The sequence below is a fragment of the Cellulosimicrobium cellulans genome, from assembly GCF_007679345.1.
Lineage (GTDB): Bacteria > Actinomycetota > Actinomycetes > Actinomycetales > Cellulomonadaceae > Cellulomonas > Cellulomonas cellulans_A.
This window is the reverse complement of record NZ_VEGH01000004.1, coordinates 224,700-241,584: the sequence shown is the minus strand read 5'-3', so window position 1 is coordinate 241,584 and position 16,885 is coordinate 224,700. Positions and strand designations below refer to the sequence as shown.

Here is a 16,885-nt window from a genome sequence, read left to right as displayed (position 1 = left end):
CTCGGACCGAGGTTGACGTGACAGGCACGAGTAAGGATAGGTTCACCTTACTTCGGCCGCAGCTTCCCGTTCACCGACTCCATCGAGGAGCCACACCCATGCCCACGCGCACCCGCCGGTTCGCCGCCCTCCTCACGGCGGCCCCGCTCGCCCTCGCCCTCGCCGCCTGCGGCGGGACCGCCGACGCGGACTCACCGGCCGCCGACGCGGACACCACCGCGGCCGCGAGCACCGTCACGATCGAGGACAACCACGGCAGCGTCGAGGTCCCCGTCCGCCCGGAGCGCGTCGTCGCACTGGACAACCACGTCTTCGAGACGCTGTCGGCCTGGGACGTCCCGCTCGTCGCCGCGCCGAAGGGGCTCATGGGCGACGACCTGTGGCCGGAGTACACCGAGGACGGGTCCGTCCTGGACGTCGGCACGCACCGCGAGCCGAACCTGGAGTCGATCGTCGCCGCCGAGCCCGACCTGGTCATCGGCGGCTACCGGTTCTCGGACAGCTACGACGACATCGTGGCCCAGAACCCCGACGCGGTCGTGGTCGAGCTGCACCCGCGCGAGGGCGAGGACCAGTCCGACGAGCTCGTCCGCCAGGTCGAGGCCCTGGGCCAGATCTTCGACCGCGAGGACGAGGCCGCGCAGATCGTCGCGGACTACGAGCAGGCCGTCGCCGACGCGGCCGCCGCGTACGACGGCGAGAGCACCGTCGTCGGCCTGATCACCTCCGGCGGCGAGATCTCCTACAGCGCGCCGGTCACCGGCCGCAGCATCGGCACGCTGTTCCCGACGCTCGGCCTGCAGCCCGCCATCGAGCAGGCGGCCGAGGACACCTCGCACGGCGACGACATCAGCGTCGAGGCGATCGCCGCGGCGAACCCGGACTGGATCGTCGTGCTCGACCGCGACGGCGCGGGCGTCGGCGAGGGCGAGTACCGCCCGGCGGCCGAGCTCATCGGCGGCTCCGAGGCGCTGCAGGGCGTCACCGCCGTCGCGCAGGACCAGGTGATCTACCTCGACCCGGACTTCTACCTGACCGAGGACATCCAGGCCTACACCGCGCTGTACGAGCAGGTGGCGCAGGCGTTCGCCGGCGCCGCGTGACGCTCGCACCCCCCGCGGCGGACGCCGCCCCGGGCACCCGCCCGGGGCGGCGCTCCCCCGCGCCGCTGCTCGTCGCGGGCGGGATCACGCTCGCCCTCGTGGTGCTCTCCCTGTTCGTCGGCGTGTACGACCTGCGCGCCGACGGCGGCGCCGAGATGTTCCTGATCACCCGCGTCCCCCGCACGCTCGCGCTGGTGCTGGCCGGCAGCGCGATGGCGGTCAGCGGCCTGGTGCTGCAGCAGCTCACCCAGAACCGGTTCGTCGAGCCCACCACCAGCGGTACGAGCGAGTGGGCGGCGCTCGGCCTGCTCCTCTCGGTGATCCTGCTGCCCGGTGCGGGCATCGCGACCCGGATGGCGCTCGCGAGCCTCGCGGCCTTCGCCGGGACGATGGTCTTCCTGGCCGTGCTGCGCCGGGTGCAGGTGCGCTCGACGCTCGTCGTGCCGGTAGTCGGGATCATGCTCGGCGCCGTCGTCAGCTCGCTCACCACCCTGATCGCGATCTCGACGAACTACCTGCAGCTGCTCGGCACCTGGTTCATGGGCAGCTTCACCAGCGTGGTCCGCGGGCAGTACGAGGTGCTGTGGGTGGTCGCCGCCGTGTGCGTCGCCATCTTCGTCCTCGCCGACCGGCTCACCGTCGCCGGACTCGGCCGGGACGTCGCGACCGGCCTGGGGCTCCGCTACGACCGGCTGATCCTGGTCGGGACCGCGCTGGTCGCCGTGGCCGCCGGCGTCACGACCGTCGTCGTCGGCTTCCTGCCGTTCCTCGGGCTCGTCGTGCCGAACGTGGTGTCCCTGCTGCGCGGTGACGACCTGCGGTCGAACCTCCCGTGGGTGTGCCTGGGCGGGGTCGCGCTCGTCACCGCGTGCGACATCGCGGGCCGGACCGTGCGGATGCCGTTCGAGGTGCCGGTCGCGATGATCCTCGGCCTGGTGGGCGCGGCCGCGTTCGTCGCCCTGGTCCTGCGGGTGCGGCGCCGTGGCTGAGGCGGCGACGACGTCGCCGTCGAGCGCTCCGGCCGGGGTGTCCGCGCCGCCGGGCGGGTCCGGGTCCCGGGGGCGCACCGCGGCCGCGCGGGCCCGCGCCGTGACCGGCTCGTACGGCTTCCGGCTCGCCGTCGTCGCGATGACGGCCCTCGCCGCCGCCGTCGCGATCCTCACGTACGGCAACCCCGCCGCGCCCGGCTCGTCGGGGTTCTGGGTCATCGTGCGCAGCCGGTTCGCCTCCGTCGGGACGATCCTCGTGGTCGCGTTCTGCCAGGGCGTCGCGACGGTCGTGTTCCACACGGTGACGAACAACCGCATCCTCACGCCGTCGATCCTCGGGTTCGACGCGATGTACCGGGTCATCCAGACCGGGCTGGTGTTCCTGTTCGGCGCCGGCACGCTCGCGGCCACCGACGGCCTCGGCAAGATCGCGCTGCAGAGCCTCGTCATGGTCGGGGTCGCGTCGCTGCTCTACGGCTGGCTGTTCACCGGGACGAAGGCGGACCTGCACCTGCTGCTGCTCGTGGGCGTCGTCCTCGGCATGGGCTTCGGGTCGCTCTCGACGTTCATGCAGCGGCTGCTCACCCCGAGCGAGTTCGACATCCTGTCCGCGCGGCTGTTCGGGAACATCAGCGTCTCGGACGCCTCCTACCTGCCCTGGGGCGCGCTGGTCTGCGTCGCGGTCGGCACGGTGCTGTGGCGGCGGCGGCACGTGCTCGACGTCGTGGCCCTCGGCCGCGAGACGGCCACCAGCCTCGGCGTCCGGCACCAGCGCGAGGTTCTGCTGACGCTGGTCCTGGTCGCCGTGCTCATCTCGGTGTCCACGTCGATGGTCGGCCCCATGACGTTCTTCGGCTTCGTCGTCGCGATGCTCACCTACCAGGTCGTCGGCACCAGCAGGCACGCGCAGACCCTGCCGATGGTCGTCGCCGTCGCGTGCGCCACCCTGCTGCTCGCCTACGTCGTGCTGCGGCACGTGTTCTACGCGGCCGGGCTGGTCTCGGTCATCATCGAGCTCGGCGGCGGGCTCGTGTTCCTCGTCCACCTGCTCCGGAAGGGCCTGCGGTGATCACCCTCGACGGCGTCGCCAAGACCTACGGGGACGTCCACGCCCTCGGGCCGGTCGACCTCGAGATCCCCACGGGCGGGGTCACCGCCCTCGTCGGCCCGAACGGCGCGGGCAAGTCGACCATGCTGACGATCGTCGGGCGCCTGCTCGGCGCCGACACCGGCCGGGTGACCGTCGGGGGCCTCGACGTCGTCACCGCCCGGCCCCGCGACCTCGCGAGGCGGCTCGCGATCCTCCGGCAGGAGAACCACTTCGTCGCCCGGCTCACCGTGCGTCAGCTCGTGCGGCTGGGCCGGTTCCCGCACTCGCAGGGCCGGCTCACCACCGACGACGAGGCGGCGGTCGACACCGCGCTGGACTTCCTCGACCTCACCGACCTGCAGCAGCGGTACCTCGACGAGCTGTCCGGCGGCCAGCGGCAGCGCGCCTACGTGGCGATGGTGCTCGCCCAGGACACCGAGTACGTGCTGCTGGACGAGCCGCTCAACAACCTCGACATGCAGCACGCCGTCGCGATGATGGCCCGCCTCCGCCGCGCCGCCGACGAGCTCGGCAAGACCGTGGTGCTGGTCGTGCACGACATCAACTTCGCCTCGGCGTACGCGGACCGGGTGGTGGCGATGACCGAGGGGCGGGTGCGGTACGTCGGGACCCCGCGGGAGGTGATGACGGACGCGGTGCTGTCGGACGTGTTCGCGACGCCGGTGACCGTCGTCGAGGGACCGGGGTACCCGCTGGCGGTGTACTACCGGGCGTGACGCCGCGGGCCGGCCCGGCGGGTCCTCCGGTCCTACGCCGCGGGACGCCGGCGCCCGACCAGGACGGCACCGCCGCCCCCGAGCGCGAGCAGCACCGCGAGCACCGCCACCGCGCCGGGTCGCGCCCCGGTCGTCGCGAGCGGCCCGGAGCTCGCGGTCCGGGGGGCCGGGTCGGCGCCCCCGGGGACCTGGGTCCCGCCGGCACCGGGCGGTGGCGCCGGCTCTCCGGGCTCGGCCCCGCCGCCCGGCGCGCCGGGCTCCGCCTCCCCGCCCGGCGCCCCCGGCCCCGGCTCCGCGCCCGACCCCGGCTCCGGCTCCGGGCCGAGGACGATCTCGGTCGGGTCCGGGTTCGGCGCGAGCCGCGCGCCGGTGCCCGCCGGGGCCGCCGACGTGAGCTCCAGCAGCCCGTGCATGTCGATGCTGCCGTCGGCCGCGACGGTCGGCGCCACCGACGTGTCCAGGCTGACGAACCAGTCGTCCTGCACCGGCACCCCGAGCGCGTTGGTGCCGTCCAGGTAGTTGCTCGGGTCCGTCCGGATCGTGTCCGCCTGGTCGCGGAGGCTGATCTGGTCGGCGCCGCGCGGTCCGGCCGAGAGGAACCCGGTGACCCGGTAGTCGGTCACGGGGTGCGTGGTCGTGGACAGCGTCAGGTTGTTCTGCTCGTTGGCGTACGTCGTGACCCCGCGCACGGTGCTGTCGGGGCTGGAGTTGCTCGACACCCCCTGGGTGACGTTCCCGTAGGCCACGGAGTTCGTCAGCACGTTGCCCAGCGGGATCGACTCGCCGCCGAGCTTGAAGCCCTTGCCGCTCTGGCCCGAGACCTCCGCCGGGTCGTCGGTCAGGTAGCCGTTCCGGTAGGCGACCGAGTGCTCGATCGCCACCGGCCCGTGCGGCCCGAGGGTGGACTTGGCGTACAGGTCGAACCCGTCGTCCACGTTGTGGTGCGCGATGCAGTACCGGAACACGTTGCCCTCGCCGACGGTGAGCTTGGCGGCGAACCCGTCGGCGTCGTTGCGCTCCGGGTCGGCGTTGTGGTGCGACACGCTGGACAGCACGAGGTTCCGCGCCGGCCACATCGACCGCGGCTCGGTGTCGTCGCCGGAGATCTGCAGCCCGGTGTTGCCGTTGTGGTGGGTGTGCAGCCGCTCGACGACGTTGTCGTGGCCCATGACCGAGAACGCCTTCTGCCGGCCCCGCGCGCCCGTCACCTCGAGGTCGTGGACGTGCCAGAAGTCGCCGCGGAGCACGAACCCGCCGTCGGGCGAGCCCGACAGGTCGACCACCACGTGCTCGCCCGGCGCCGAGGTGAGCAGGATGCGCGCGTCGGCGGTCCCGTCGCGCCCGCGGGGGATCACCACCGCGCGCTCGGGGCGGTACGTGCCGCCGCGCAGCACGACCTGCTGCCCGGGCTGGGCGAACGCGAGGGCGGTGGCGAGGTCGAGCGGGGCCGCCCGGGTGCCCGTGCCGTCGGGCGAGCCGGCGACCCCGCCGTCCGCGACGTCCGCGGGCACCGTGGGCGCGACGTGCAGCGCGTCGCCGGGCACCCCGTAGCGCCGGACCTCGAACGTGACGTCCAGCGGCACCGGGTCGGCCGACGCCAGCCGGACGTGCTCGTCGAGCTCCTGCTCGGCCTCCGGCGCGGGCTGGAGCACGGCGGTGAGGGCGGACCTCCCGTCCGGCAGGTGCAGGGGCACGCGGGCGGGGACGCCCGGGGCGACCGGCACCGGACCGCCCAGCACGGCGCCGGCCGCGTCCCGCACGTGCACCGCGCCACGGACGTTCGACGTGAACCCCGGCGCGTAGTCCCGCGACGGGGTCGTGGTGGCCGAGTCGAGCGCCAGGGCGGGCTCCAGCAGCGTGACCGGGCGGGGCACCGCCGGGTCGTCGTCGTCCGGGTGCACGGTCGTCAGGCTCAGGTCCGTGACGGTCACCTGGATCTTGCGCCCCGCGAAGACCCCGACCGTCATCGCGTCGTCGGTCTGCTGCAGCAGCATCGCCGGGTCGTACGCGATCACCTGGCGGTCGACCCCGTCGCCCAGCCAGGCGTGGAAGCCGGTGTTCGAGCGCCGCAGCGTGAGCGTGAAGGTGTCCCCGGTCAGGATCTTGGGCGGGTTGGCGTTCTGCTCGGTGACGAGGTCGGAGCGGAATCCCCAGTCGAACGCGGCGGAGTCCCGCACAGAACGGGCGGTGGACGCGACGTCGGGCGCCTCGGTGTAGCCGGAGACGAACCGGCCACCGGCCGTGCCGTACCGGAACTGCCCGGTCTCCGGGTCGGTCTGCCGGGCGAACGCGGCCGCGGCCGAGTTGAAGTACCGCGCACCCTTGCTGCCCGGCACGAACGTGTCGAGGGCGATCACGCCGTAGCCGCTCTGGTTGTCCACCGCGGAGGCGTCGTCGACGTGGAACGTCGCGGTGAGCGTGAAGTTCTCCGTCGCCGGGTCGATCTCGGTGTAGTGGTAGACGAACCCGTCCTCGGACTCGGCGATCTTGCCGTCGACCGAGGTCAGGCGCACCGCCCCGTCGTCGAGGACCTCGATCGACCCGGCGTCGGCGCCCGAGCCCGAGACGTTGCCGACGAAGGCGGAGCGCCATGCGCGTGGTTCCGGGTCGTCGGGCGGAGGTGCGGCGGCGGCGGCCGGCGCGCACGCGAGCACCGCGGCGAGCACGGCGGCCCCGAGGGCGGGCGGGGTGGGACGGGGACGGGCGGCGCGCACGCGTGCTCCTTCGACGACGTCGTCGTGGACCCGGTGTGCGGCTGTGCCCCGTCCGGGACGGGAAACCGGTTCCTGAGAACCTAGCGAGGCGCCCCGGCGGCCGTCAACGCCGGGCTGCTCGCCGCACCGCTGCGCGAGACCGGGGGCATCGGCCTGCGACACTCCCCTGCATGACCGACCAGCTCGTCCCCGGCGTTCTCGCCGACCTCGTCGCCGACCGCCCGTGGCTGCTGGTCCTGGTCGTCGGCGCGGCGGTCCTCGCGCTGCGGCTGCTCGGCCGCGCCGGCGCACCGCGGGCGCGCCGCGGCGACGTGTGGTTCGCGATGGTGCCGTTCCGGGACGGGACCGGGGCGAAGGACCGGCCGGTCGTGGTGCTGTCGACCCGCGGCCGGCGGTGCACGGTGGTCCGGCTGACCTCGCGGGACCAGGACGGGCGCGACGGCTACGCCCGGTCGCCGCAGACGCTGCCGGGGCTGGACCGGCGCGGCTGGGTGGACCGGCGGCCGATGGAGCTGCGGCGGACCGCGCTGCGCCGGCGCACCGGGGACGCCGGAGCGGCGTGGCTGCGCTGGTACGAGGACGCGGCGCGCGGCCGGGGGTGAGCCGGGGTGCCGCGCGACCGCCGCGCGTAGCCTGCGGGGCGTCGGGACCCGTGGGCGGACCCGGCGCGGGAGGCGACGATGACCCTGCGCCGCGCGGCCGCCCTGGCGGCGGCGCTGCTGGTGGCGTCCGCCGCGGCGTGCACCGGGCCGACAGGACCCGGCCCGACCTCGCAGCCGCCGGCCACGTCGGCGACCCCGGGCCTCGACCGTGCCGTCGTGTCGGTCCTCGGCCTGTGGAGCGGTCCCGAGCGCGAGGCGTTCGGCACCGTCGCCGCGGCGTGGGAGCGCGCCACGGGTGCGGCCGTCGCCTGGACCGGGTCCCGGGACCTCGCGGGCGACCTCGCCGCCGCGCTCGCCGGCGGGGCGCCGCCCGACGTGGCCGTGCTGCCGAACCCGGGGCTGCTGCGCGACCTCGCCGGCGACGGCGCGCTGGTCCCGCTCGACGACGTCCTCGACCCGACGACCGTCGCCCGCGACTACCCGGCGGCGTGGACGGCGCTCGGCAGCGTCGACGGCACGCTGTACGCGCTCCCCGTCAAGGCCACCGACCGGTCGACCGTCTGGTACTCCCCGGCGGCGTTCGCGGCGGCGGGGTACGCCGTGCCCGCGACCTGGGACGACCTCGTCGCGCTGGCCGACCGGGTGGTGGCGGACGGCAGCACGCCGCTGTCCGTCGTCGCACCCCGCGGCCCGGCCAGCGGCTGGGCGCTGACCGACGGGGTCGCCTCGCTCGTGCTGGGCTCCTGCGGGCCGGCGGTCTACGACGGCTGGGTCGCCGGCGAGGTGCCGTGGACCGAGGCGTGCGTCCGCGGCGCGTTCGACCGGTACCTGGACCTGGTCACCGCGCCGGGCCGGGTGGCCGGCGGGACCCGCGGCATCCTCACCACGGGCGACGCCGAGGGCGTGCTGCCGCTGCTCGCCGACCCGCCGGGGGCGTACGCGTACCCGATGGCGTCGTTCGCGCAGGCGTTCCTGGCCGAGGCGGCCCCCGACCTGGTCCCCGGCGAGGGGTACGACTGGTTCCCGTTCCCCCCGGTCGACCCCGCGCTCGCGGACGCGGTCACGGTGGGTGCGGACCTCGTCGTCGTCCTGCGCGACACCCCGGCGTCGCGGTCGTTCGTGGGCTACCTGACCGGCCCGGACGCGCAGGCGAGGTGGGCCGGGCTCGGCGGGTACACCGCGGTGAACACCGCCGTGCCGGCCACGGCCTACCCGGACGACGTGGCGCGGTCGGTCGCGCAGCACCTGGCCCGTGCCACCGTCGTGCGGTTCGGGGCCGGGGACGCGATGCCCGTGCCGGTGCAGGCGGCGTGGACCGCGGCGATGGGCGCGCTGGTGCAGGACCCGCGGACGCTCGACCAGGTGCTGGCGTCGCTGTCCGAGGTGGCCGCGGGCGCGTGAGGAGGGCTGGCCGGGCACGCCGTGGACGTGCCGGGTCGACCCTTCACCGGAGGGGCGCGGCGCCGGCGCGCGGTCAGGCCCGCGAGTGGATCGTCACCACGTAGCCGTCGGGGTCGCGGAACGCGAACGTCGTCCCGAACGGGGTCTCGGACGGCGGCTGCACGACCACCACGCCGGCCTCGACGAGCCGGTCGTGCAGCGCCGCCGCGTCCGGGTGGTGGAACCACACCCCCACGCCCGCGCCGAGCGCGCCGACCGCGTCGAGGTCGACGCCGGGGAACGGCACCCGCACCGCGAAGGAGGCGGCGCCGTCGGAGAAGACGACGGCCTGCGGGTTCGGCGCCGGGAGCCGGGTGAGCCCGACGAGCCGTTCGTAGAAGTCGGCGGAGGCGGCGAGGTCGCGCACCTGGAAGGAGACGAAGTCGGGTCCGGACGTGCCGGGGATCGAGGAGTTCATGTCAACATCCTGACACTGACCTGGCGAGCTGTGTCAAGATGTTGACATGAATGACGCCGCCGACGCCGCGCTCGCCCAGGAGCTCGGCATCCTGCTCAAGGCCACCCAGGCCGCGCTGAACCAGCGGATGGACGAGGTGCTGCGGCCGCTCGGGCTGACGGTGTCGCAGTACGCCTGCCTGAGCACCCTGCACGCGCAGCCCGGCGTCACCGGCTCCGAGCTCGCCCGGAGGACGTTCGTCTCCCGGCAGTCGATGAACGTGCTGGTGCAGGGACTGGAGCGGCACGGGCTCGTCGAACGGGCGGACGAGCCCGGACCGCGCCGGGAGCGGGCCACCGTGCTGACGGCGGCCGGAACCGACGCGCTCGCCGCGGCCCAGGACCGCGTCGCCGGTGTCACCGCCCGGATGCTCGCCGGGCTCGACCCCGCGCAGCGCACGGCGCTGCGGGACGCGCTGCTCGCGAGCCGGGACGCGCTGCTCGCCGACGCATGACGCGCGAGAGGCCCGCCCCCAGGACGGGGACGGGCCTCTCGGTGGTGGAGGTGGCGGGAATCGAACCCGCGTCCGATGACGTGGAACCAGGGCTTCTCCGGGCGCAGTCTGCAGCTGCTTTTCTCAGCCCCCGCGATCACGCAGACGAGTCGCGGACGGGCTCAGTCACCTGAAAGTCCCCGCAGCCCCGGTGACGAGGACTGCGAGCAGTGGCTCCCTAGATGACGCCAGGATCTGAGTCGGAAGCTAGCTCAGGCTGACGGACTTCGAGGCTCGCTCAGGCGGCGAGGGCGAAGTCGGTGCGCTTGTTATCGGCACCTATGGGTTTACACGGAGCGTTAGCGAGATAACCGTGTGTCCTCGGCCCGCTTCTCCTGGCTCGACGATCACCGTCGAAACCGATCACCCCCATGTGGAGTTGTCAATCGCCGCCGCCGCCGTCCGCTCACCCCGTGGGGCTCCCGGCCGCCGACCGCAGCAGGTCCAGCATACGTGTCCAACACGGGGGGCCGCACCGTGATTCCCGACGCCGCACCCGCTCGACCTGCGGGGTGCGACCGGTCGCGGCACCATCGGCCCAGACGCCGCGGAGCACCCGCGCGGAGCGCACGACGTGAAGGACCGACCATGCCGCAGCACGCCGACACCACCCGCCCCGAGGACCGCGACGCCGACCCGCGCGACGGCCGCCACGAGACCCCGACGGAGCGGATGGACCGGAACTGGAACGAGCTGCTCCAGGAGCTGCGCGTCGCGCAGACGGGCGTGCAGATCCTCACCGGCTTCCTGCTGACGGTGCCGTTCCAGCAGCGCTTCCTGGACCTCGACGACTACCAGAAGGCCGTCTACCTGGTCCTGGTGGTGCTGGCGGTCACGGCGACCGGGTTCATCGTGGCGCCCGTCTCGCTGCACCGGATCCTGTTCCGCCGGCACCTGAAGCGGGAGCTGGTCGACTCCGCGGACCGGATGGCGCAGACCGGGCTGGCCGCGCTCGCGCTGGTGCTCGCCGGCTCGGCGCTGCTGCTGTTCGACGTGGTCGTGGGCAGGACCGCCGGCTGGGTCGCGGGGTGCGCCACCCTCGCCGGCCTGGCGGTCGTGTGGCTGGTGCTGCCGCTGCGCCTGTCGCACCGCGCGCGGCACGAGGGCGACTGAGCCGCGCCCCCGGCGACGCCGGCGACCGCCCGGGGCTCAACCCCGCAGCAGCCGCGCGATCACCCGGGAACCCGCCGCGGGCGAGGCGTGCGGGGAGCCGGTCACCGCGCCCAGGAGCAGCGCGATGTTCGACACGCTGACGACCGCGAGCGCGGTGTCCCAGTCGGCCTCGTCCGGCGCCGGGGCCGCCGGGTGCCGCGCGCGCCCGACCTGCTCGGCGAGCTCGGCGAACCCCTCCTCGTAGAACGCGCCGATCTCCGCGCGCGCCTCCGGGTGCCGGACGGCGAACGACAGGATCTCGAGCGAGAGCAGCAGGTCGTCCTCGTCGACCATGCCGTGCAGCGCCGCCGACAGCTCCGCCTCCAGGCCGGCGGACCCCAGGTCGGGCAGGCAGGGCTGGACGGGCGCGGCGGCGATCTGCCGGCGCGCCACCTCCAGGAACAGCTCGTGCTTGGAGCCGAAGTGCGCGTACACGGCACCCTTGGTGTACCCGGCGTCGGCGGCGATGTCGCCGAGCGCCGCACCCTCGTAGCCGTGGCGGGCGAACGCGCGCGCGGCGGCGTCGAGGAGCTCCTCGCGGGTGCGGTTCGCGCGCTCGGTGCGGCGCTCCTCCGCGCGGCCGCCGGACCGCCGGCCGACGCTCTCGGAGGCGTCCGCGAGCCCGCGGGACGCCTCGCGCAGGCTCGCCGCGACCGCGTCCGACACCTCGGGGACGACGGACTGCACCTGCCGGCCGATCAGGCGGGTGAGCGCGGCGGTGGCGTCGGCGAGCGCGCGGGTCGCGGCACCGATCGAGTCGTCCGCGGTCCCGCCGTCGGGGGTCTCGTCGTCCTGCCTGCGCGCCATGCCACCCATCGTAGCCCCGAGACGTACCGACCGGTATGCCGAGCGACCATCACCGCCGTCGCGAATCGCCTCTACCTGCAGCGATACCTAGCAGCTGGTTCGAAATACCATCTGGTATCTCACGTGGCATCCTGCTACGTTCCAGCATGTACCGATCGGTATGCGAACGGTCGGGTCCGACGAGCGAGGGAGTGCGGAGATGGGTGCAGCGACTGTGCTGACCGTCCGCGGGCTGCGGAAGCGGTACCGGGGGCGCGCCGGCGTGCAGGCGAACGACGGGATCGACCTGGACGTCGCGGCCGGCCAGGTCGTCGGTCTGCTGGGCCACAACGGCGCGGGCAAGACGACGCTGGTGAACCAGGTGGTCGGGCTGGTCCGCCCGGACGAGGGCACGATCCACCTCGACGGCGTGGACGCGGTGGCGCAGCCGGCGGAGGCCCGGCGCCGGACCTGCATCCAGGCGCAGGCGAACGTCCCGATCACCGGCCTGACGCCGCGCCGGGCGATCGAGCTGGTCGGACGCATCCGCGGCGGCGAGCGCACCGCGGTGCACGCCCGGACGGACGAGCTGCTCGACGCGCTCGACCTGCGCCCGTGGGCCGACACCCCGGCGGAGAAGGTGTCCGGCGGCATCGCGCGGCTCACCGCGTTCGCGATGACCGTGGTCACGCCGGGCCGCCTCGTGGTGCTGGACGAGCCGACCAACGACGTCGACCCCGTGCGCCGCCGGCTGCTCTGGGGCCAGATCCGCGCGCTCGCCGACGAGGGCCGGGCCGTGCTGCTGGTGACCCACAACGTGCGCGAGGCGGAGCGGGTCGTCGACCGGCTGGTGGTGCTGGACCGGGGCCGGGTGCTCGCCGACGACACCCCCGCCGGGCTCACCGCGCACCTTCAGGGCACGCTGACCGTCGAGGCGGACCTCTCCCCCGGCGCGGCCGAGGCGGGCTGGCGGTGGCACCCGGCGGTGCGCGCGGTGTCCGGCGCGCGGGGCCGCGAGGTGGGGACCGTGGGCGCGGGCGACGCCGCGGAGGTCGTCCGGTGGGCCCAGGCCGAGGTCGCGGCGCACCGCCTCGAGCGGTACGCGCTCACGCCCGCCTCGCTGGAGGACGTGTACGTCGACCTCGTCGGCCACGAGCACGCCCCGCAGGGCGAGGCCGCGGGGGTGGCGGCGTGAGCACCGTCCAGCAGACCCTGCTGCTCACCCAGTGGCAGTTCCGCCGCCAGGCGACGATGCTGCCGCTGCTCGTCGTGGTGCAGGTGTTCCTCGCGATCGCGACGATCCTCGGCTTCGGGCTCGTGATCGGCGACCCGCCGCCCGATCAGGCGCTCTACCTCGCGACCGGCGCACCGACCATCACGCTGGTCATGGTCGGGCTGGTGATGACCCCGCAGATGCTGTCGCAGTCCCGCACGGAGGGCAGCCTCGACTGGATGCGCACGCTGCCCGTCCCGCGCGGGTCGTTCCTGGTCAGCGACCTGCTGGTGTGGACGCTCATCGCCCTGCCCGGCATGGTGCTCGGCATCGTCACCGGCGTGCTCCGGTTCGACGTCGACCTGTCGCCCGCGCCCTGGCTGGTGCCGGCGGCGCTGCTGGTGTCGCTGACGGCCGCCGCCGTCGGGTACGGCATGGCGTCGCTGCTCAAGCCCACCCTGGCGATGCTCATGACCCAGGTGCTCGTGTTCGTGATCCTGCTGTTCACGCCCGTCAGCTTCCCGGCCGACCGGATGCCCGGGTGGTTGCAGACGGCGCACGAGTGGTTCCCGTTCGAGCCGATGGCGCAGCTGATCCGCTCGGGGCTCGCGCACGACACGTTCTCGATGCCGGGCCGGTCGCTCGTCGTGCTGCTCGCCTGGTGCGCCGCGTCCGTGGCGGGCGCGACCTGGGCGCTGCGCCGCCGCGCGTAGCGGGGGCGCACGGTCCCGCTGGCCCCCGGGGCCGGCGGGACCGTGCCTAGGATCGCGGGCATGCCCTTCCTCGCGACGTCCGCCGGCGCGGCGCAGCACGGCCCGGCCACCCGCCTCGACGACGAGGCGGCGCCGGACGGCACCACCACGCTCTACCTGGTGCGGCACGGCCGCACCCAGTTCAACACCGCCCGGCTGCTGCAGGGCTGGACGGACTCCCCGCTGACCGAGGACGGCCTCGCGGGGGTGCGCGCGACGGCACGGGTACTGGCGGGCCGGACGTTCACCGCGGCGTACGCCAGCCCGGCGGGCCGCACGGTCGCGACGGCGCGCGAGCTGCTCGCCCCGCATCCCGGCGTGGGGCTCACCACCGACCCCGGCCTGCGCGAGATGCACTTCGGGGACCTGGAGGCCCGGCCGGAGGCGGAGCTGCTGGCGCTCGGCGACCCCGTCGAGCTGTTCGGCGGCATCCTGACAGGCACGTACGCGGGCCTGCCCGGCGCGGAGCGCACCACCGACTACCTCGAGCGGGTCGCCGACGCGTTCGGCCGCATCGAGCGGGAGCACGCGGGCGGCGGCGACGTCCTGGTGGTCAGCCACGGCGTGACCCTGCTGGCGTACCTCGCGATGGCCGGGACCGTGCCGATGGACCCGCTGGCGAACGCGAGCGTGTCGACGGTCCGGATCGGGCCGGACGGCGAGCGGGAGGTGCGCACGTTCGGGTTCGACCCCGCGGCGCAGGGCGCGCCGGGGCTGCCGGTGCCGGGCACGGAGCAGCCGGTGCGGTCGCCGGAGCGGCCGGACGCGGGCTGACGCGCCACCCCTGGCCCGGCGCGCCCCGGCCCAGCAGGATGGGCGCCATGGACCTGCCCGTGATGCCGCCCGTGTCCCCGATGCTGGCCAAGGCCGTGCCCGAGATCCCGGACCTCGGCCACGCCGAGCCCAAGTGGGACGGGTTCCGCACCATCGTGTTCCGCGACGGCGACGAGGTGGTCCTCGGCAGCCGGAACGAGAAGCCGATGACCCGGTACTTCCCCGAGCTGGTCGAGTCGATCCGCGCCTCGACCCCGGAGCGCTGCGTGCTCGACGGCGAGATCGTGATCGTCCGGGGCGACCGGCTCGACTTCGACGCCCTGCAGCAGCGGATCCACCCGGCGGAGAGCCGGGTCCGGCTGCTGGCGGGCGAGACGCCGGCGTCGTTCGTGGCGTTCGACCTGCTGGCGCTCGGCGACGAGGACCTGATGCGCACCCCGTTCGGCGACCGGCGGGCGCGGCTGGTGGACGCGCTCGGCGCGACGATCACCGGCGACGACCCCCGCGTGCACGTCACGCCGGCGACCGGCGACCTCGCGGTGGCGCAGCAGTGGTTCACGCAGTTCGAGGGCGCCGGGCTCGACGGCGTCGTCGCCAAGCCGCTGGACGGCACGTACCAGCCGGACAAGCGCACGATGTTCAAGGTCAAGCACGCCCGCACCGCGGACTGCGTCGTCGCGGGCTTCCGCTGGCACAAGTCCGGCGACGTGCTCGGCTCGTTGCTGCTCGGTCTGTGGACCGACGACGGCCGGCTCCAGCACGTCGGCGTCGCGGCGTCGTTCCCGATGGCCCGCCGCAAGGCGCTCGTCGAGGAGCTCGCCCCGCTGCGCGCCGACGACCTGTCCGGCCACCCGTGGGGCGACTGGGCCGACCAGTCGGCGCACGAGGGCCGGCGGATGCCCGGCGCGGTCAGCCGGTGGAACGCGAGCAAGGACCTGTCGTTCGTCCCGCTGCGCCCGGAGCTCGTGGTCGAGGTGGCCTACGACCACATGGAGGGCGACCGGTTCCGGCACACCGCGCAGTTCAAGCGGTGGCGCCCCGACCGCGACCCCGCCACCTGCACCTACGCCCAGCTGGAGGAGCCGGTGGGCTTCCGGCTGTCGGAGATCCTCGCGCCCCCGGCCTGATCGCTCGCCGCGCGCGCCGACCGGGCCGCTCGTAGGGTCGGACGGGTCCGGAGAACCGACGCGGAAGGACCTCCCGATGAGCACTGGCGTCCCCTCGCGCGCCCCGGGCAAGCCGCACGACGTCGTCGTGATCGGGTCGGGCTTCGGCGGCCTGTTCGCGACGAAGGCCCTGGCCGGCGCGCCGGTCCGGGTCACCGTGATCGACGGCACCGCCACGCACCTGTTCCAGCCGCTGCTCTACCAGGTCGCCACCGGGGTGCTGTCGGTCGGCGAGATCTCCCCCGCCACCCGCGACGTCCTCAAGAGCCAGCGGAACGCCCGGGCGCTCCTGGGCGTCGTCACCGACATCGACCTCGACGAGCGGGTCGTCGTGTCGTCCTCGCCGCTCGGCGAGACGCGCACCCGGTACGACAGCCTGGTGGTCGCGGCCGGGTCGGGGCAGTCGTACTTCGGCAACGACCAGTTCGCCGACTTCGCACCGGGCCTGAAGAGCATCGACGACGCGCTGGAGATCCGCGGCCGGGTGTTCGGGGCGTTCGAGCTGGCCGAGCTCGCGACCGACCCGGCCGAGCGCGCGCGGCTGACCACGTTCGTCGTCGTCGGCGCCGGCCCCACGGGCGTCGAGATGGCGGGGCAGCTGGCCGAGCTCGCGCACCGGTCGCTGCGCGGATCGTTCCGCAGCCTCGACCCGACCCAGGCGCGGATCCTCCTGGTCGACCCCGTGCCGAAGGTGCTCCCGGGCAACCCGGAGGAGCTCCAGGACGCGGCGGCGCGGGTGCTGGAGGGTCTGGGCGTCGAGCTGCTGATGGGGCACAAGGTCGTCGACGTCGACGACGAGTCCGTCACCGTCGAGGACGGCGACGGCCACCGCACCACCATCGAGGCGCAGACCAAGGTGTGGGCCGCCGGCGTGCAGGCCTCGCCGCTCGGCCGGCAGCTCGGCGAGAAGACCGGCGCCGAGGTCGACCGCGCCGGCCGGGTGCGGGTGGAGCCGAACGGCTCGCTCCCGGGCCACCCGGAGGTGTTCGTCGTCGGCGACATGGCCCTGCGCCCCGGGGTGCCGGGCGTCGCGCCCGCCGCCATGCAGACCGGGCGGTACGCCGCGCAGGAGATCGTCCGCCGCGTGCAGGGCGAACCCAGCGCCGGACCGTTCCGGTACAAGGACAAGGGGTCGCTGGCGACCGTGTCCCGGTTCCAGGCCGTCGCGAAGATCGGGCCGGTCAAGACCGCCGGGTTCGGCGCCTGGCTGCTGTGGCTCGGCGTGCACCTGTTCTACCTGGTCGGGTTCAAGAACCGGGTCACGACGCTGCTGCACTGGGCGGTGAGCTTCATCGGCCGCGGCCGGTCCGAGCGCACGGCGACCTGGCAGCAGGTGGTCGGCCGCGGCGCCCTGCGGACCCGGGGGGTCGACAAGCCGACCGTCCCGACCCGCGAGGTGCTGGGCGACTGAGCGCCC

At 74.7% G+C, this 16,885-nt stretch carries 16 protein-coding genes and 1 other RNA gene; 13 read left to right on the top strand and 4 right to left on the bottom strand.

Annotated features, from left to right (window positions below; all coding sequences use genetic code 11):
- The first annotated feature begins 98 nt into the window (after positions 1 to 98).
- The 4 genes from FS882_RS07490 to FS882_RS07475 are packed head-to-tail and all read left to right on the top strand — an operon-like array spanning position 99 to position 3,919.
- Positions 99 to 1,103 carry a siderophore ABC transporter substrate-binding protein gene (locus FS882_RS07490; protein ID WP_158372433.1) on the top strand — a complete coding sequence of 335 codons (1,005 nt, stop codon included), beginning with the start codon at positions 99 to 101 and terminating at the stop codon, positions 1,101 to 1,103.
- Entirely contained in the window at positions 1,100 to 2,092 is a 993-nt protein-coding gene (locus tag FS882_RS07485) for an iron chelate uptake ABC transporter family permease subunit (protein ID WP_187365191.1), read from the top strand. The genes FS882_RS07490 and FS882_RS07485 overlap by 4 nt, the downstream gene beginning before the upstream one ends.
- The gene (locus FS882_RS07480) at positions 2,085 to 3,161 is read left to right on the top strand and encodes an iron chelate uptake ABC transporter family permease subunit (RefSeq protein WP_262348134.1); all 1,077 of its coding nucleotides are present in this window, start codon (positions 2,085 to 2,087) and stop codon (positions 3,159 to 3,161) included. Before FS882_RS07485 ends, FS882_RS07480 begins: the two co-directional genes overlap by 8 nt.
- On the top strand, positions 3,158 to 3,919 hold the full coding sequence (locus FS882_RS07475; protein WP_158372432.1) for an ABC transporter ATP-binding protein: 762 nt from the start codon (positions 3,158 to 3,160) through the stop codon (positions 3,917 to 3,919). The genes FS882_RS07480 and FS882_RS07475 overlap by 4 nt, the downstream gene beginning before the upstream one ends.
- Before the next feature lie 32 nt (positions 3,920 to 3,951).
- Here FS882_RS07475 and FS882_RS07470 read toward each other — a convergent pair whose 3' ends face one another.
- A complete protein-coding gene (locus FS882_RS07470; protein WP_187365190.1) occupies positions 3,952 to 6,633 on the bottom strand; it encodes a right-handed parallel beta-helix repeat-containing protein in 2,682 nt (893 codons plus the stop codon).
- Between the two features lie 170 nt (positions 6,634 to 6,803).
- Here FS882_RS07470 and FS882_RS20900 point away from each other — a divergent pair, with 170 nt between their 5' ends.
- Together FS882_RS20900 and FS882_RS07460 are read left to right on the top strand one after the other, a co-directional pair.
- A complete protein-coding gene (locus FS882_RS20900; protein WP_187365189.1) occupies positions 6,804 to 7,235 on the top strand; it encodes a type II toxin-antitoxin system PemK/MazF family toxin in 432 nt (143 codons plus the stop codon).
- A 78-nt stretch (positions 7,236 to 7,313) separates the two neighbouring features.
- Positions 7,314 to 8,636, top strand: a complete 1,323-nt coding sequence (locus FS882_RS07460; protein WP_158372429.1) for an ABC transporter substrate-binding protein — start codon at positions 7,314 to 7,316, stop codon at positions 8,634 to 8,636.
- 73 nt (positions 8,637 to 8,709) lie between these two features.
- Here FS882_RS07460 and FS882_RS07455 read toward each other — a convergent pair whose 3' ends face one another.
- Positions 8,710 to 9,081 carry a VOC family protein gene (locus tag FS882_RS07455; protein ID WP_222848166.1) on the bottom strand — a complete coding sequence of 124 codons (372 nt, stop codon included), beginning with the start codon at positions 9,079 to 9,081 and terminating at the stop codon, positions 8,710 to 8,712.
- Positions 9,082 to 9,139: 58 nt separating this feature from the next.
- Here FS882_RS07455 and FS882_RS07450 point away from each other — a divergent pair, with 58 nt between their 5' ends.
- On the top strand, positions 9,140 to 9,586 hold the full coding sequence (locus FS882_RS07450) for a MarR family winged helix-turn-helix transcriptional regulator (protein WP_158372427.1): 447 nt from the start codon (positions 9,140 to 9,142) through the stop codon (positions 9,584 to 9,586).
- 42 nt (positions 9,587 to 9,628) lie between these two features.
- Here FS882_RS07450 and ssrA read toward each other — a convergent pair.
- Positions 9,629 to 9,996, bottom strand: a transfer-messenger RNA (tmRNA) gene (gene ssrA, locus FS882_RS07445).
- A gap of 217 nt (positions 9,997 to 10,213) precedes the next feature.
- Here ssrA and FS882_RS07440 point away from each other — a divergent pair.
- Complete coding sequence (locus FS882_RS07440; RefSeq protein ID WP_158372426.1) at positions 10,214 to 10,738, top strand: DUF6328 family protein; 525 nt, start codon at positions 10,214 to 10,216, stop codon at positions 10,736 to 10,738.
- 36 nt (positions 10,739 to 10,774) lie between these two features.
- Here the strand turns inward: FS882_RS07440 and FS882_RS21355 are convergent, their stop codons facing one another.
- Positions 10,775 to 11,584, bottom strand: coding sequence for a TetR/AcrR family transcriptional regulator (locus FS882_RS21355; protein ID WP_158372425.1), 810 nt, complete (start codon positions 11,582 to 11,584; stop codon positions 10,775 to 10,777).
- 199 nt (positions 11,585 to 11,783) lie between these two features.
- Between FS882_RS21355 and FS882_RS07430 the strand changes: the two genes are divergently transcribed.
- The 5 genes from FS882_RS07430 to FS882_RS07410 all read left to right on the top strand — a co-directional run bounded on the left by FS882_RS07430 (position 11,784) and on the right by FS882_RS07410 (position 16,879).
- Complete coding sequence (locus FS882_RS07430) at positions 11,784 to 12,758, top strand: ABC transporter ATP-binding protein (RefSeq protein ID WP_187365188.1); 975 nt, start codon at positions 11,784 to 11,786, stop codon at positions 12,756 to 12,758.
- Positions 12,755 to 13,489, top strand: coding sequence for an ABC transporter permease (locus FS882_RS07425; RefSeq protein ID WP_158372423.1), 735 nt, complete (start codon positions 12,755 to 12,757; stop codon positions 13,487 to 13,489). Before FS882_RS07430 ends, FS882_RS07425 begins: the two co-directional genes overlap by 4 nt.
- A 60-nt stretch (positions 13,490 to 13,549) precedes the next feature.
- Positions 13,550 to 14,302, top strand: coding sequence for a histidine phosphatase family protein (locus tag FS882_RS20890; protein ID WP_187365187.1), 753 nt, complete (start codon positions 13,550 to 13,552; stop codon positions 14,300 to 14,302).
- Between the two features lie 47 nt (positions 14,303 to 14,349).
- Positions 14,350 to 15,429 carry an ATP-dependent DNA ligase gene (locus FS882_RS07415; RefSeq protein WP_158372422.1) on the top strand — a complete coding sequence of 360 codons (1,080 nt, stop codon included), beginning with the start codon at positions 14,350 to 14,352 and terminating at the stop codon, positions 15,427 to 15,429.
- Positions 15,430 to 15,505: 76 nt separating this feature from the next.
- Positions 15,506 to 16,879 (top strand): NAD(P)/FAD-dependent oxidoreductase, encoded by a 1,374-nt coding sequence (locus FS882_RS07410; RefSeq protein ID WP_158372421.1) that lies wholly within the window; start codon positions 15,506 to 15,508, stop codon positions 16,877 to 16,879.
- Positions 16,880 to 16,885 lie beyond the last annotated feature (6 nt).